We start from the raw sequence: 15,295 nt of genomic DNA on the forward strand, positions 1-15,295 counted from the left end.
GCCTTCTGACGGCGCTCACTTGGCGGAAAAGATCTGCTTCTTCTGGCGTTCGATGTCGTTGACCAGGCCGTCGATGTCATCCGGTGCGCTGAGGAACTGCTGGATCGCCTGGATCATCACGGTCGAGGCGAAATCCGGCCGGGTGTCGCGGTCCATGAACTGCGATATCTGCCGGGCTCCCGAGACGAGCTGGACGGCCTTCTTCTGAAGCGGGGTGTAGGCGGCGGTGTCCGCACCGCTGTTGACCGCGACATTGTTGGGGTCGGACCTGAGGTAGATGTCCTCCGCCTTGGGCGTGGCGAGGAACGTCAGCAGATCCTTCGCCCCGTCCTTGTCCTTGGCCTTCTTCGACATCAGAAATCCGTCGATCGGCGCCTCGACCGCGTCCTGGCCGTGGGCCGGATCGATTTCCGGGAACGGGAAGAAGTCGAGGTCCTCCCGGTCGGCGGCGCTGAACTGCTGGCCGGGGTGCGGCAGTCCGAGCACGGTCATACCGGCTTTCTTCTGTGCGAGGGCCTGGGCCGCCTCCTGCCAGGTGCGGCCGTTTGCGCCCTTCTGGTGATAGGGCATCAGTCCGCGCCACAGATCGAAGACCTGCTTGACCTGCGGACTGTTCCAGGCCTTCTGGCCGCTCATCAGCGCGATATGGAAGTCGTAGCCATTGGCGCGCATATTGAGGTAGTCGAAGGTGCCCATCGCCGGCCAGCCGTCCTTGTCGCCGAAGGCGAACGGCACCAGGCCGTCCTTCTGCATCTGCTCGGCGAGCGCCCGGTACTGGTCGAAGGTCTTGGGGATGTCGTACCCCTTCTCCTGGAACACGCTCTTCCGGTGGAAAACGGCCCACGGATAGTAGTAGTACGGCACCAGGTACTGCTTGCCGTCCAGCCCCGTGGACTGTTTCTTCAGCGCTTCGGAGAACCCGTCGAATCCCCGCCACAGATCGCTGATGTCAGTGAGCAGGCCCTTCTGCGCGAAGTACTGCATACGGTTCCCGGCGAACCACATGAAGACGTCGTCCGGGCTGCCCTGGAGGTAACGGTTGATGTTCTCCTGGAAGTTCTCGTGATTGACGGTGTTGACCGTCACCTTCTTCTTCGACTTCTTCTCGTAGGCCTGGAATGCCTCGGCGAACGCCTTCTTCGGCACGGCGTCCGAAGCATTCGACCCCATCGTGATGCCGTTCGGGCCGCTGCTGCAGGCGGCGAGCAGGGACGGGAGGGCCACGGCCCCCGCGCCGAGCGCCGCGCCCCTCAGCAGCGTCCGGCGGGACATCCGACGTCCTGCCGCTTCCCCGTACGTATCCGAGCCGCTGAACGTTGACTGGACCATGTCCCCCTCCTCAGGGGTGGAACCAAACAGAACCGAACGCGAGTGGTGGGATCTCACTCCGAACGGCAGGTCGAGTCAAGGGTTTTGGCAGGCGAAACAGGAACCGTTACCGCTCCTCTTCCAACAGACTCCAACAAGCCCTACCGTAAACACTCGCACGCGACCGGTACACGACCCCACCACACCTCTCGCGAAGACGGAGGACGCGAACCATGCGCGTTCATATCCGCACCATCCACCGGCGAGGTCAGCGAAGAATCGTCGGAGCGCTGTCCGCCGCGCTGCTGTGTGTACGGCAGGGGTGACCGCCCTGCCCGCCGCGGCCCGCACGCCCGATTCCCCGGAAGCCGGCCCCGCCCCCATCGCTCGCGCCGGCTCCGCCCCCCGGCTCCCCGACGGGCTGGCCAAGACGCCCCCGATGGGCTTCAACAACTGGAACTCCACCCACTGCCGGGCGGAGTTCAACGAGGAGATGGTCAGGGGCATCGCCGATCTCTTCGTCGCCAAGGGCCTCAAGGACGCCGGTTATCAGTACGTCAATCTCGACGACTGCTGGGCGCTGCCCACCCGCGACGGGAACGGCAAGCTCGTACCGGATCCGCAGCGCTTCCCCCACGGCATCAAGGCGGTGGCCGATTACATCCACTCCAAGGGCCTGAAATTCGGCATCTACACGAGCGCCGGCATCAAAACCTGCAACCCGGCCGGATTCCCCGGCGGCCTGGGCCATGAGAAGTCCGACGCCCAGCAGTTCGCCGACTGGGGCGTGGACTACCTCAAGTACGACAACTGCAATAACCTCGGTGTGGACGCCGAGCAGCGGTACCGCACGATGCGGGACGCGCTCAAGGCCACCGGGCGACCCATCGTCTACAGCATCTGTGAATGGGGCGAGAACAAGCCCTGGGAGTGGGCGTCGGACGTAGGGCACCTGTGGCGCACGACCGGTGACATCAGTGACTCGTGGTCGAGCATGCTCGGGATCGCCAAGCAGAACCTGCCGCTCGCCCCGCATGCCGGCCCCGGGCGCTGGAACGACCCGGACATGCTGGAGGTCGGCAACGGCGGTATGACCGACACCGAGTACCGCAGCCACTTCTCCCTGTGGTCGATGATGGCCGCCCCGCTGCTGATCGGCTCCGATCTGCGCAAGGCCGGCCCGGAGACGTTCGAGATCCTGGCCAACAAGGACCTCATCGCCATCGACCAGGACCCGCTGGGCAAGCAGGCCACGGTGCTGAAGTCCGAGTCCGGGCGCTGGACGCTGGTCAGACAACTGGCCGACGGTGACCGCGCGGTGGCGCTGTTCAACGAGACCGGACAGCCGCAGCGGATCTCCACCACCGCCGAGGAGCTGGGCCTCCCGCAGGCCGACGGCTACCGGCTGCGCGACCTGTGGCGGCACCAGGACACCCACACCACGGGCACCGTCTCCGCGACCGTCCCGGCACACGGCACCGTCGTCTACCGCGTCTCCGCCGACGGCCGCTGGGCCACCTACCCACCGGCCGTCGAGACCGGCACCGACCGTACGCCGCTGGTCGAGGCCGGCACCCCCGCCGGCCTCCGCTCCACCGTCCGCAACCTGGGCGGCACCCCCGCGAAGAACCTCACCGTCACGCTGAAGGCCCCGCGGGGCTGGCAGGTCAGGGCCACCTCCCCGGCGACCGCACGCGCACTGCCCGGCGGCAGAACCCTCACCACCGGCTGGAAACTCAGCGCACCGGCCGGCACCGCGCCCGGCGCCTACGACCTGCCGCTGACCGCCGACTACCGCTCACCCCGCGGGGAGCGGATCACCTCCACCCTGCCCGGCACCGCCCATGTCGTGGTGCCACCGCCGTCCGGGACCTCCTTCGCCTCCGAACTCCCCTGGCTCACCGCCACCAACGGCTGGGGCCCGGTCGAGAAGAACACCAGCGTCGGGGAGAGCGAGGCCGGGGACGGCAGGCCGATCGGCATCGGCGGCACCGGCTTCGCCAAGGGCCTCGGGGTGCACGCACCCAGCGAAGTGAGCTTCTACACCGGCGGGCGGTGCTCCGCGTTCCGTGCCCAGGCCGGCATCGACGACGAGTCCGGCGACCGGGGGTCGGTCGGCTTCGAGGTGTGGGCCGACGGCAAAAAGGTCGCCACGAGCTCCACGGTGACCGGAGCGGATGCCGCCAAGGCGGTCAGCGCCTCGGTCGCCGGAGCACAGACCGTACGCCTCGTGACGACCGACGGCGGGGACGGCATCGACTACGACCACGCCGACTGGGCGGACGCCGCATTCCAGTGCTGAAGCATCAACGGCCTGTCCTTCAAGGCGAGTTGTGACGACGCCGGGCGGACCACTCGGTCCGCCCGGCGCCAAGACCTGCACCTGCACCTGCCCCTGCCCCGACACCGGCACCGGCACCGGCACCGGCACGCAGGAGGGGCGGTCAGCAGGTGGGCAGCCCGGGGACCGGCTGATCGTTCGCCCCGCCCTTGAGGTAGACCACGCTGACATAGACACCGGAATTGCCGCTGTCGTCATCGGTCTTGGCCCACCAGACGTTCGTCCACTTCCCGTACGTCTCCCGGTGGCCCAGCTTCGCCTGGCAGTAGAAGTAGTTGGTGCCCGAGTTGAGGGTGCCGACCTGCTGGAACGACGAGGTGTACGAGCTCGCGGCGCGCCACACCTCACAGTTGGCCTTACCGCCGCCGATCGACGCACACGACGGCCCCTGGGTCGGGTCTCCACCGCCACCGCTGCCCCCGTCGGACCCGCCTGACGCGCCGCCCTGGTCACCGCCGGCGCCACTGCCGCCGTCGGTTCCTCCCTGAGCGCCCCCGTCCTCGCCGCCCGAACTCCCGCCCGCACCACCGGGCTTGGGCTCCTTGGACGCGCCACCGCCCGAGGGCCGGTCGGCATCCGACGGCGCCGCACTCTTCCCACCGTCCTGGGCCTGCCCCTTGCTCTTGCCCTTGTCCTGGTCCTTGTCCTTACCGTCGGCCGTTCCGTCGGCCTTGGCACCGCCCCTGTCGGCGGCCGCGCTCGGGGCGCCCGGCCCGGCCGGCTGAGCCGACGGCTGCCCGCGGTCCGCGACCGCCCCGCTCGGCCCCCCGCCGACCAGCGCATAGGTCACACCGCCGCCGGCCGCGAGCACGGCGAGCACCGCCGCCGCGGCCAGCAGCACACGACGCCGCGCGCGGACCGGCAGCCGTTCGGTGTCCCGCTCCCCAGGACTTCCCGACTGCGGGTTCCCCGGGTACGGATGGGCACCCGTACTGCCCACGGGCGGACCGGCCATCACACCGGGCGGGTCGCAGACGGGGCCGGGAGTCGGGAACGTGAACCCGGGTTCCTGGTTTCCGGTGGCGCCCCGCTGATGCTGCGGCGCCTGGTGCTGCGCCGGGGGCGTGGGGTTCGGGGCGGGGCCCGGGTGCGGCGTCGGTGTCGGTGTCGGTGTCGGTGTCGGTGTCGGTGTCGGTGTCGGTGTCGGTGTCGCCGACGAAGGCGATGGCGATGGCGATGGCGGCAACGGCGCGGGCGGGGTCACCGGCGCGCCCTCAGCCCCGGGGCCGGAGAGCCAACTGGACGGCGGGGCCCCCTCGTTGCCCGACCCCCCGGCGGGGCCGGCGGGACCGGCCGCCGCTCCGCCCGGCTCGCCCGCTCCGCCCGGCTCGCCCTGCGCCCCGTCGGCCGTCCGCGGGCCGGGCTCCTGTGGCGCGGACGGCGGGACGATCGCCCGTACGTCCGTCGCCGTGGGCAGATAGGACGCACCGGGCGCGGGCAGCTGCGCGGGCTCGCGCCCCTCGGCCACCGCTTCCAGCAGACTGCGGGCGTGGGCGGCGGAGGGCCGGTCGGCCGGGTTCTTGGCCATCAGGGCCCGTAGGACGGGGGTGAGCGGCCCGGCCCGCCGGGGCTCGGGGAGCGGCTCGGTGACGATGGCGGTGAGTGTCGACCACACCGACGTACGGCGGAACGGCGTACCGCCGCCCTCGACGGCCGCGTACAGGGTCATACCGAGGGACCAGATGTCCGAGGCCGGCGTGGGGTCCTGGCCCTGCGCCCGCTCGGGCGGCAAGTAGTCGAGCGAGCCGACCAGTTCGCCGCTGCGGGTGATGTGGGTGGTCGCGCCGTCGCCAGGAGCCTCGATACTCGCGATGCCGAAGTCGGTGAGCACCACCCGGCCTCCCCCAGTGCCTGAACGGCCTGGGCGCCCCCAGCCGTCCAGCAGCACATTGCCGGGCTTCACATCGCGGTGCAGCACACCCACTTGGTGCGCGGCGTCCAGCGCGTCCATCACCTCGGCGCCGATCCGGGCGATCTCCCTCGGGTCGAGCGGGCCCCGCTGGTCGATGGCGTCGTCCAGTGAGAGGCCGTCCACCAGCTCCATGACGATGACGGGGCGGCCGTCCTCGTCGATGACGTCATGGACGGTGACCACACCGGAGTGCCGGATACGGGCCGCGGCCCGCGCCTCGCGCTGCATACGGGTGCGCAGGTCGGCCAGCTCCGGGGCGGAGGCATCGGTGTAGGCACGGAGGACCTTGACCGCGACGTCGCGTCCCAGCACTTCGTCGACGGCGCGGCAGACCACGCCCATGCCACCGCGCCCGATCCGGCCGGTCACGCGGTACCTGCCGCCCAGCAGCCGCCCCGTCAGATCGGCGTCGGTGCCGCGCCGGGGCCCACTCGCGGCGGCGGCAGCCGGTACTCCGTGGCCCGCGCCGCCGGGGGCGTTCCCCGACGGGGTACTACCGGGCTCGCCGGGGGCGTTCCCCGACGGGGTACTACCGGCCTCGCCGGGGCCGCTCACGCCGCCCGCCGCACGCTCCTCGTCCGCTCCGCCCTGCTCACGCTCCCCCGGTGTCACCGTCACCGATCCCCTCGATACCCGTAGCTCTGCCCATACGCCGTGTACGCCACGGTGTACGTCGCGGTCGGCAACAGACTAAGGGGCGCACGGGGGCCCGTGGTGACGTCAGGGCATGGGGGCGAAGGCATCGGGGCGGGACCGTTGCCCGGCGGCAGCGGCGGCGCCCACCACCCCGGCGTCCGTCCCCATTTGGGCGGGTACGACCGTCAGGCCCGAGACGAACGACAGCGTCGCATAGTCGCTCAGGGCCGCCCGCAAGGGGGTGAAGAGGACATCTCCCGCGCCCGCAACTCCCCCGCCGATGACCGCGATATCGATCTCCACGAGGGTGGCGGTGGCGGCGATTCCGGCGGCCAGCGCCTGGGCGGCGCGCTCGAAGGAGCGCACGGCGACCGGGTCACCGGCGTGCGCGGCGGCGGCGACGGCGGCGGCGCTGGTGTCGCCGTCGGGGCCGGGCAGCCAGCCGTTGGCGAGCGCCCGGCGGGCGATGTTGGGGCCGCTGGCGATCCGCTCGACACAGCCGCGGGCCCCGCACGGGCAGGGGTCACCGTCGACATCGACACTGATGTGGCCGATGTGCCCGGCATTGCCCGTGGGGCCGGGGTGCAGCCTGCCGTTGAGGACGAGTCCGCCGCCGACGCCGGTGGAGACCACCATGCACAGCGCGTTGGCGTGGCCGCGCGCGGCGCCCTGCCAGTGCTCGGCCGCGGTCATCGCGACACCGTCACCGACCAGCACGACGGGGAGCTCTCCGACGAGGGCCCGCACCCCGGCGACGAGCGGGAAGTCGCGCCAGCCGGGAATGTTGACCGGACTGACCGTGCCGGACGAGGCGTCCACCGGACCCGCGCTGCCGATGCCGACGGCCGCCACCCGAACCCAGTCCGGCCCCGCGGCCAGCTCGGCGACCACCTCGGCCACCGCACGCATCACCGTCGCCCCGTCCTTGTCGGCGGGGGTGGGCCGGGAGGCCCGTGCGACCAGCCTGCCGCGGGCGTCCACCAGAGCGCCGGCGATCTTGGTGCCGCCAATGTCCAGCGCTGCGCTGAGGTCCGTCTGCATCGGTGTGGAATCTCCTGGTGGGCCCGGGGGCCGAGCGTACCGGCCCGGCGTGAGAACGCCAGTCTTCCGTCGATTGACAACGTTGTCTAGAGGCTATGCTCGACGCCACACCTGACGCCGACAGAATCAGGACCGCACACCGTGACCGACACCGCGCGGGGCACCTCCCGCCGCTATGGCACCCGGCCCACGATGAAGGATGTCGCGGCGCGCGCCGGGGTCGGCCTCAAGACGGTCTCCCGCGTGGTCAACGGCGAACCAGGGGTCACCCCGGACACCGAACGACGCGTCCAGGAAGCCATCACCGCTCTGGGATTCCGCCGTAACGACTCCGCCAGGATCCTGCGCAAGGGGCGTACGGCCAGCATCGGCCTGGTGCTGGAGGATCTCGCCGACCCCTTCTACGGCCCGCTCAACCGCGCCGTCGAGGAAGTCGCCCGCGACCACGGCGCACTGCTGATCAACGGCTCCAGCGCCGAGGACCCGGGCCGCGAACAGGAGTTGGTGCTCGCGCTGTGCGCCCGGCGGGTGGACGGGCTGGTCATCATCCCGGCCGCCGACGACCACCGCTATCTGGAACCGGAGATCGCGGCCGGGATAGCCACCGTGTTCGTGGACCGCCCGCCCGGCCGGATCGACGCGGACGTCGTGGTCTCCGACAACTTCGGCGGCGCCCAGGACGCGGTGGCCCATCTCATCGCGCACGGCCATCGCCGGATCGGCTTCATCGGCGACCAGCCGGGCATCCACACCGCGCGCGAGCGGCTGCGCGGCTACCGCACGGCAATGGCCGCCGCGGGCCTGCCCGTCGACGACTCCTGGGTGGCGCTGGGCTCCACCGCCCCCGACCGGGTACGTGCCGCCGCCACCGCCATGCTGGACTCCCCCGAGCCGGTCACCGCGCTCTTCGCGGGCAACAACCGGGTCACCGTCACCGTCGTACGCGTCCTCGGCGAACGCCCGCGCCCGGTCGCGCTGGTGGGCTTCGACGACTTCGAATTGGCCGATCTCGTCCGGCCCGCGATCACGGTCGTCGCCCAGGACCCGGCACGCATGGGCCGGACCGCCGCCGGGCTGCTCTTCCGCCGCCTGGAGGGCATCGAGGATCCGCCGCAGCGCAGGGAGATCCCCACCCGCCTGATTGCCCGCGGCTCGGGCGAGATCCCCCCTTCGGAGAGCTGAACTCCCCGGCGGCGGGACGCAGATCGCCCCCACGGCCGTCCCTGGGCCACGGCGCCGGGCGGTCATCGCCCGTCGTGGGGGCGGGGCACCGCCCGTCGTGGGTCACCGCCCGTCGCGGGCGGGGCACCGCATCGCCCGGCCTTCTTCCAGATCAGCACCATCCCCAGCGCGAGGACGATCAGCGCGGCGATCACGATGGCACCCTTGAGCGCGGCGTCGACCAGGAGATGGTGAAGGAGGCCGGCCCCTTCGCCCCCTCCACTCCCTCCGCTCCCTTCACTCCCTTCGCCTCCTGATCCGCCCTGGGCGAGGGCGCCATGGAGCAGGCCATGGCCGGCCAGGGGACCGCCGCCGGTCATCGCACCTCACCCCGCTCCCGCCCCTGCTCCCATCCCTGCCCCTGCGCCCGCCCCTGCTCCCGCTCCCGTTCCGGCTCCCGCTGCCCTGCGGGCCGCTCGCGCCCGTCGCCGTCCAAGTGGCGGGCCGCAGCCCGTGCCACCGCACCGGCCACCGTCCCGCCGCTCCGGGACCGCCCACCACGGCCGCGGGCGGCGCCCCGGTCGTCCAGATAGCGGCCCACGGCATGCGCGGCGGGTGCCGCGTACCGCCGCGCCGCAGCGAGCTTCCCCCGGCGTTTGAGGACGAGTGCCACGGCGAAGACCAGCAGGGCGAGCGCCACCAGACCGCCCGCGATCAGGCCGAACCGGATGAGAAGAAGGTTCAGGATCCGCTCCACGATCACGCCTCCATTTTTTATATCACGAGTGTGATACAAAACAATTTATCACAGCCGTGATACAAAGGGGCCATGCCCAAGCAGGTGGACCGAGAAGCCCGGCGCCGCGAGGTCGTCGACGCCCTCTTCCGCGTCGTCGTACGGGACGGCCTCCAGCGCGCCTCACTGCGCGCCGTCGCCGACGAGGCCCGGCTCAACATCGGTTCGGTCCGGCACTACTTCGCCGGCCAGGAAGAGCTGATGCGCTTCGCGATGCGGTCGATGCTCGACCGGGTCGGCGACCGGCTCCAGCGCCGCATCGACGAGTGGGGCGACCTGGACGGGCTTTCCGCGCCACAGGTCCGCCGATGCGCGGTGGACCTGCTCTCCGAGCTGCTGCCCCTGGACGACAGCAGGCGCGCCGAGGTCACGGTCCTCGTCGACTTCTCCACCGCCGCCCGGACCCATCCCGGCATCGACGACCTCGCCCAGGAGACCGCCACCGGCACCCGGACCCTCGTCCGCCGCGTCCTCACCCGCCTCGGCACGGCGGGCGGGCTGCGAGCGGGACTCGCCCTCGACACCGAGACCGAGCGGCTGACGTCCCTCCTGGACGGCCTCGCCTTCACCGCGGTACTGCGGCCCGACGTCCTGGACGGAAAGACCTGCGCCACGGTCCTGCGTGCCCATATCGACGATCTCGGAGCGGCCGCCGACTGACGCACGAGGCCCCCGCCGTCCGGCAGGGGCCTCGGGGGCGCACCGGGCCCGCAAGGGGCACGGCGGCCGACTTCCCGCGCTGCAGGGCACGTTGTGCCGAACAGGCGGCTGCTTTCGCTCAGCCCGTGGAGACCGGGCGGCCCGCGAGTGCGTCCAGGTCGGCGCGGGTGAGCCCGGTCAGCCGGGCGACCTCGGCGGTGTCCACGGCGCCGCAGTCCAGACCGCGCAGCAGATAGCCGCTGAGTGCCTTGGCGGTGGCGGGCTCGTCCATCACCGCGCCGCCGGCCTTGCCGACATAGGCAACGAGCCGGGCCGCGGCCTGTTCCAGACCCTCGCGGTAGAAGGCGTAGACCGCCGCGTAGCGGGTGGGCAGATGGCCCGGGTGCATGTCCCAGCCCTGGTAGTAGGCGCGGGCCAGTGAGCGGCGGACCAGGCCGTGGTGCAGCCGCCAGGCCTCGTGCACCCGCTCCGTCGGTCCGACCGGCAGGACGTTCGTCGAGCCGTCGGAGAGGCGCACACCGGTGCCCGCGGCGGCGACCTGCATCACGGCCTTGGCGTGGTCGGCCACCGGGTGGTCGAGGGACTGGTGGGCGGCGCTGACGCCACAGGAGGCGCTGTAGTCGAAGGTGCCGTAGTGCAGGGAGGTGGCCCGGCCCTCGGCGGCCTCGATCATCCGGGCGACGGTGGCGCGGCCGTCGGCGCCCAGGATCGACTGGGTCGTCTCGATCTGGATCTCGAAACCGATCCGGCCGCTCTCCAGTCCGCGCGCCTTCTCGAACGCCTCCAGCAGCCGGACCATGGCGGTGACCTGCTCCGCGTAGGTCACCTTGGGGAGCGTCAGCACCAGACCGTCGGGCAGGCCGCCGGCTTCCATGAGGCCGGTGAGGAAGATGTCGAGGGTGCGGATGCCGCGGTCGCGGACGGCGGCCTCCATGCACTTCATCCGGATGCCCATGTACGGGGCGGCGGTGCCTCCGCCGGCCTCCGGCCGGGAGGTGCCCCCTCGGTAGGCGGCGGCGACCAGGGCGGCGGCGCGGGCCGCGGCCTCGTCCTCCTCGGCGTCCGGGCGGGGACCGTAGCCGTCCTCGAAGTCGATGCGCAGATCCTCGACGGGCTCGCGGGTCAGCTTGGCGCGGACCCGGTCGTGGACATCGACGGCGAGGGTGTCGGGGATGCCGAGGACGGCGGCGAGCGCGGCGGCGTCGGGGGCGTGCTCGTCGAGGGCGGCGAGCGCCTGGTCCCCCCAGGAGCGCACGGTGTCGGCGGCGAAGACATCGCCGGGGACGTAGACGGTGTGGACCGGCTGACGGGTACCGGGGTCGCCCGGGTAGCGCCGCGCCAGATCCGCGTCCACCTGGGCGAGAGCGGCTCCGATTCCCTCGCGTACGGTGTCCGCGAGGCTCGTCGCCACGGTCTCCTGCTGCCCCATTCGATACCCTCCCGATGCGCACGCCCGCCGATCGAGCGTTTTCCGCTTCACGGAATCAACAATCCGTATAGCGAAGTTAACTGCGTCGGTTTGCCGAGGTCAACACCCTCCCCCGAGCCGGCCCAGGTCACGGGCGCACGGCCGGACTTCGGGAAACTCCATGGCGGCCCCCTCACGCCACCGTCAGACTCACCCTCATGACTTGGATCGCACCCCCTGTAGAACGCAGAGAACTCCCGACCGTGGCCGGCGAACGGGAGATGCTGCAAGGCTGGCTCGACTTCCACCGTGACACCCTGCTCGCCAAGTGCGCCGGGCTGACGCCCGACCAGCTCGTCGAGGCGAGCGCCTCGCCTTCCACCCTCACGCTGCTCGGCCTGGTGCGCCATATGGCATACGTCGAACGCATCTGGTTCCGGGTGCGCTTCCTCGGCCAGCGGATCGGCGATCTCTACTGCACCGAGGACAACCCGGACGCCGATTTCCAGGACGCCGACCCGGCCGGCGCCGAGCGGGATTTCGCGGCCTTCCGCGCCGAGATAGAGGCCTGCGACAAGGCCGTGGCGGACCGCGGGCTGGACGATACCTTCTCCCCACGCCCGGGGCGCACCCTGAGCCTGCGCTGGATCTACGTCCACATGGTCGAGGAGTACGCCCGGCACAACGGCCACGCGGACCTGCTGCGCGAGCGGATCGACGGGGTCACGGGCAGCTGACCACGCGGCGACCGCCCACCGGCACCGCCACAGCACGAGGCCCCGTACGCACCGCGCGTACGGGGCCTCGTGCGAGGGCCGGAGCCGGGCTCCGGCGGGACGACGGTCAGCCCTTGCGGGTCTTGACCTCGTCGGTGAGGGCCGGGACGACGTCGAAGAGGTCGCCGACCACGCCGTAGTCGACCAGGTCGAAGATGGGTGCCTCTTCGTCCTTGTTGATGGCGACGATCGTCTTCGAGGTCTGCATACCGGCGCGGTGCTGGATGGCACCGGAGATGCCCGCCGCGATGTACAGCTGCGGCGAGACCGACTTACCGGTCTGGCCGACCTGGTTGGTGTGCGGGTACCAGCCGGCGTCCACCGCGGCACGCGAGGCGCCGACGGCCGCACCGAGCGAGTCGGCGAGCGCCTCGATGACCGGGAAGTTCTCGGCGCCGTTGACGCCACGGCCACCGGAGACCACGATCGCGGCCTCGGTCAGCTCCGGACGGCCGGTCGACTCGCGCGGGGTGCGCGAGACGATCTTGGTGCCCTTGGAGGAGTCGGCCACGGTCACCGCGAGCTGCTCGACGGCGCCGGCGGCCGGGGCGGCCTCCGGGGCGGCGGAGTTGGGCTTGACGGTGATGACCGGGGTGCCCTTGGTGATGCGGGACTTGGTGGTGTACGAGGCCGCGAAGACGGACTGCGTGGCCACCGGGCCCTCGTCGCCGGCCTCGACGTCGACGGCGTCGGTGATGATGCCGGAGCCGATGCGCAGCGCGAGGCGGGCACCGATCTCCTTGCCCTCCGCGGAGGACGGCAGCAGCACGGCGGCCGGCGAGACCGCGTCGTAGGCGGCCTGCAGCGCGTCGACCTTGGGGGCGACGAGGTACTCGGCGAACTCGGGCGCATCGGCGGCCAGCACCTTGACGGCGCCGTACTCACCGAGGAGCTTCGCGGCGGCCTCGGCGTTCGCGCCGAGGTGCACGGCTACCGGCTCGCCGATGCGCCGGGCGAGGGTGAGCAGTTCGAGGGTGGGCTTGCGGACGGCACCGTCCACGTGGTCGACGTAGACAAGGACTTCAGCCATGGGATTGCTCTCCTGCGGGAAGAATGAGGGCGGTGGAAAGGACTGCGGCTCAGATGAACTTCTGGCCCGCGAGGAACTCGGCGAGCTGCTTGCCGCCCTCGCCCTCGTCCTTGACGATCGTGCCCGCGGTGCGGGCCGGACGCTCGGTGGCGTCGTCGACCTTGGTCCAGGCGCCCTCGAGGCCGACCTCGTCCGCCTCGATCTCCAGGTCCTCCAGGTCCAGGGACTCCACCGGCTTCTTCTTGGCGGCCATGATGCCCTTGAAGGAGGGGTAACGCGCCTCGCCCGACTGGTCGGTGACGGACACGACGGCCGGCAGCGCGGCCTCCAGCTGCTCGCTGGCGGTGTCGCCGTCCCGGCGGCCGGTGACCTTGCCGTCGGCGACGGACACCTCGGAGAGCTGGGTGACCTGAGGGACGCTCAGACGCTCGGCGAGCAGCGCGGGCAGCACGCCCATCGTGCCGTCGGTGGAGGCCATGCCGCACACGACGAGGTCGTAGCCGGTCTTCTCGATGGCCTTGGCGAGCACGAGCGAGGTACCGAGCGCGTCGGTGCCGTGCAGGTCGTCGTCCTCGACGTGGACGGCCTTGTCGGCGCCCATCGACAGCGCCTTGCGCAGCGCGTCGTTGGCGTCCTCGGGGCCGACGGTGAGAATCGTGATCTCCGCGTCGTCGGCGGCTTCCTTGATCTGCAAGGCCTGCTCGACGGCGTACTCGTCGAGCTCCGAGAGCAGACCGTCCACGTCGTCACGGTCGACGGTCAGGTCCTCGGCGAAGTGCCGGTCGCCGGTGGCGTCGGGCACGTACTTCACACAGACAACGATCCTCAGGCTCACGCCGGCTCTCCTACCTGCTTCGACTCTTCAGAACTGCCTTGTGCTGGCAGCATAGGCGCCTGTCGGGGCGGCTCCCGGTCGGATGCGGTTCCCCACGCCGACCGCCATATTACTCGCCAGTACATCTACTCTCGTGCCCCGAAGCAAGGCCGCTGAAATGTGACCTTGCCAACGGCCCTGACCGGGGATCGACGAAGCCGGGCGGGAACCCGTCAGTCCCGCAGCGCGTTGAAGCTGCCCTGGTGGTACAGCAGCGGCCGGCCGGGCCGCGCGGGGTCGCCGACGACGGGCTGGGCGAGCACGATGCGGTGGTCGCCGGCCGGCACCCGGGCCACGACCTTGCACACCAGCCAGGCCAGTACGCCGTCCAGGAGCGGCACGCCCTCGGGGCCGGTGCGCCAGGAGGTGGCGGGGCCGAAGCGGTCGGCGCCGCTGCGCGCGAAGGTGGTGGCAAGTTCCTGCTGGTGCTCGCCGAGTATGTGGACCCCGATGTGCTCCGCCTCCGAGACGGCCGGCCAGCTGGACGCGCCGGTGCCGATGCCGAACGAGAGCAGCGGCGGGTCGGCGGCGACGGAGGTGAGGGAGGTGGCGGTGAAGCCGACGGGGCGGGAGCCGTGCGCGGTGATCACCGCAACGCCGGCGGCGTGCTGCCGGAAGACCGAGCGCAGCAGCTCGGGGGAGGCGGTGAGGGGCGTGCCGAGGCCGGGCGAGGCCGTCATGGAGTTGTCCTTCTGCTGTGGTGTACGAGCCCGGGCGGAGCCGCCGGTGACCGTATGGCGGTCGGCGGCAAAGGTGTCGTCGCTGCTCACGCGCCCGGACAGCGGGCGCTGGCAGTCCGCAGAAGGTCGACGTGGGCGCGTCCGTAGAGAAGGATTCCTGGCCGCATCACGTCAGAGTGACGATTCGTGACCCACAGCGTCAAGGGGCGTCTGCCATCTGGGAGATCAATCACGGACGGCCGCGCCCAGCGCTGCGATGACATCGGCCTTCCTGGGCTGCCCGGAGGCGCGGCGCACGATCGCGCCGTCCGCGTCGAGCACCAGCACCGTGGGGGTGCGCAGCACATTGAGTTGCCGTACGAGCTCCAGATGGTCCTCCGCGTCGATCTCGACGTGCGCCACGCCCTCGACCATGCCGGCGACCTCGGTGAGGGTGCGCCGGGTGGCCCGGCAGGGCTGGCAGAAGGCGCTGGAGAACTGGAGCAGGGTGGCCCGCTCCCCCAGCTCCGCCCCGATCTCGGCGGCGCCCAGCCGCGCCCCGTCGTCCCGCTTGTGCACCGTCGGCCTCCCCTTTCGGCGTTGGTGCCACACGCCGAAGGCGCTCGTCGCCACGAGCACCGCGAGGCACACCATGAGTCCAGTCATCGAGGGATGCAGCGTTCACGAGACCGC

General features: G+C 71.5%; 14 protein-coding genes. 4 read left to right on the forward strand and 10 right to left on the reverse strand.

All coding sequences use genetic code 11. From position 1 onward, the window contains the following. Nucleotides 1-15: 15 nt before the first annotated feature. On the reverse strand, nt 16-1,272 hold the full coding sequence (locus K7C20_RS05580) for an ABC transporter substrate-binding protein (protein ID WP_030085425.1): 1,257 nt from the start codon (nt 1,270-1,272) through the stop codon (nt 16-18). 358 nt (nt 1,273-1,630) lie between these two features. On the opposite strand from K7C20_RS05580, the gene K7C20_RS05585 reads away from it, so the two are divergent. Beyond that, on the forward strand, nt 1,631-3,610 hold the full coding sequence (locus K7C20_RS05585) for an NPCBM/NEW2 domain-containing protein (RefSeq protein ID WP_048829915.1): 1,980 nt from the start codon (nt 1,631-1,633) through the stop codon (nt 3,608-3,610). A gap of 142 nt (nt 3,611-3,752) precedes the next feature. Here the strand turns inward: K7C20_RS05585 and K7C20_RS05590 are convergent, their stop codons facing one another. Both K7C20_RS05590 and K7C20_RS05595 read right to left on the reverse strand, forming a co-directional pair. Then, nucleotides 3,753-5,903, reverse strand: coding sequence for a serine/threonine-protein kinase (locus tag K7C20_RS05590; protein WP_078953652.1), 2,151 nt, complete (start codon nt 5,901-5,903; stop codon nt 3,753-3,755). A gap of 378 nt (nt 5,904-6,281) precedes the next feature. Next, nucleotides 6,282-7,238 (reverse strand): ROK family protein, encoded by a 957-nt coding sequence (locus K7C20_RS05595; RefSeq protein WP_053210532.1) that lies wholly within the window; start codon nt 7,236-7,238, stop codon nt 6,282-6,284. A gap of 141 nt (nt 7,239-7,379) precedes the next feature. On the opposite strand from K7C20_RS05595, the gene K7C20_RS05600 reads away from it, so the two are divergent. Beyond that, the gene (locus K7C20_RS05600) at nt 7,380-8,420 is read left to right on the forward strand and encodes a LacI family DNA-binding transcriptional regulator (protein ID WP_053210531.1); all 1,041 of its coding nucleotides are present in this window, start codon (nt 7,380-7,382) and stop codon (nt 8,418-8,420) included. A gap of 62 nt (nt 8,421-8,482) precedes the next feature. Here K7C20_RS05600 and K7C20_RS05605 read toward each other — a convergent pair whose 3' ends face one another. After that, nucleotides 8,483-8,779, reverse strand: a complete 297-nt coding sequence (locus tag K7C20_RS05605; protein ID WP_030080658.1) for a hypothetical protein — start codon at nt 8,777-8,779, stop codon at nt 8,483-8,485. Further along, the gene (locus K7C20_RS05610) at nt 8,776-9,156 is read right to left on the reverse strand and encodes a hypothetical protein (RefSeq protein ID WP_167352556.1); all 381 of its coding nucleotides are present in this window, start codon (nt 9,154-9,156) and stop codon (nt 8,776-8,778) included. Before K7C20_RS05610 ends, K7C20_RS05605 begins: the two co-directional genes overlap by 4 nt. Before the next feature lie 72 nt (nt 9,157-9,228). Between K7C20_RS05610 and K7C20_RS05615 the strand changes: the two genes are divergently transcribed. Continuing rightward, nucleotides 9,229-9,855, forward strand: a complete 627-nt coding sequence (locus K7C20_RS05615; protein ID WP_030080662.1) for a TetR/AcrR family transcriptional regulator — start codon at nt 9,229-9,231, stop codon at nt 9,853-9,855. Nucleotides 9,856-9,973: 118 nt separating this feature from the next. On the opposite strand, the gene K7C20_RS05620 is transcribed toward K7C20_RS05615, so the two are convergent. Beyond that, nucleotides 9,974-11,284, reverse strand: a complete 1,311-nt coding sequence (locus K7C20_RS05620) for a DUF6986 family protein (RefSeq protein WP_030080664.1) — start codon at nt 11,282-11,284, stop codon at nt 9,974-9,976. A gap of 197 nt (nt 11,285-11,481) precedes the next feature. Here K7C20_RS05620 and K7C20_RS05625 point away from each other — a divergent pair, with 197 nt between their 5' ends. Then, nucleotides 11,482-12,000: a DinB family protein gene (locus K7C20_RS05625; RefSeq protein WP_030080665.1), complete on the forward strand. Its 519-nt coding sequence runs from the start codon at nt 11,482-11,484 to the stop codon at nt 11,998-12,000. A 106-nt stretch (nt 12,001-12,106) separates the two neighbouring features. Here K7C20_RS05625 and K7C20_RS05630 read toward each other — a convergent pair whose 3' ends face one another. The 4 genes from K7C20_RS05630 to K7C20_RS05645 form a co-directional block, all read right to left on the reverse strand. Continuing rightward, nucleotides 12,107-13,069, reverse strand: a complete 963-nt coding sequence (locus K7C20_RS05630) for an electron transfer flavoprotein subunit alpha/FixB family protein (protein WP_030080667.1) — start codon at nt 13,067-13,069, stop codon at nt 12,107-12,109. A 49-nt stretch (nt 13,070-13,118) separates the two neighbouring features. Beyond that, entirely contained in the window at nt 13,119-13,904 is a 786-nt protein-coding gene (locus tag K7C20_RS05635) for an electron transfer flavoprotein subunit beta/FixA family protein (RefSeq protein ID WP_030080669.1), read from the reverse strand. 212 nt (nt 13,905-14,116) lie between these two features. Beyond that, the gene (locus K7C20_RS05640; protein ID WP_053210542.1) at nt 14,117-14,623 is read right to left on the reverse strand and encodes a flavin reductase family protein; all 507 of its coding nucleotides are present in this window, start codon (nt 14,621-14,623) and stop codon (nt 14,117-14,119) included. Nucleotides 14,624-14,848: 225 nt separating this feature from the next. Beyond that, on the reverse strand, nt 14,849-15,268 hold the full coding sequence (locus tag K7C20_RS05645) for a TlpA family protein disulfide reductase (protein ID WP_030080671.1): 420 nt from the start codon (nt 15,266-15,268) through the stop codon (nt 14,849-14,851). Nucleotides 15,269-15,295 lie beyond the last annotated feature (27 nt).

Origin of the sequence: Streptomyces decoyicus, from assembly GCF_019880305.1 — a bacterium.
GTDB lineage: Bacteria > Actinomycetota > Actinomycetes > Streptomycetales > Streptomycetaceae > Streptomyces > Streptomyces decoyicus.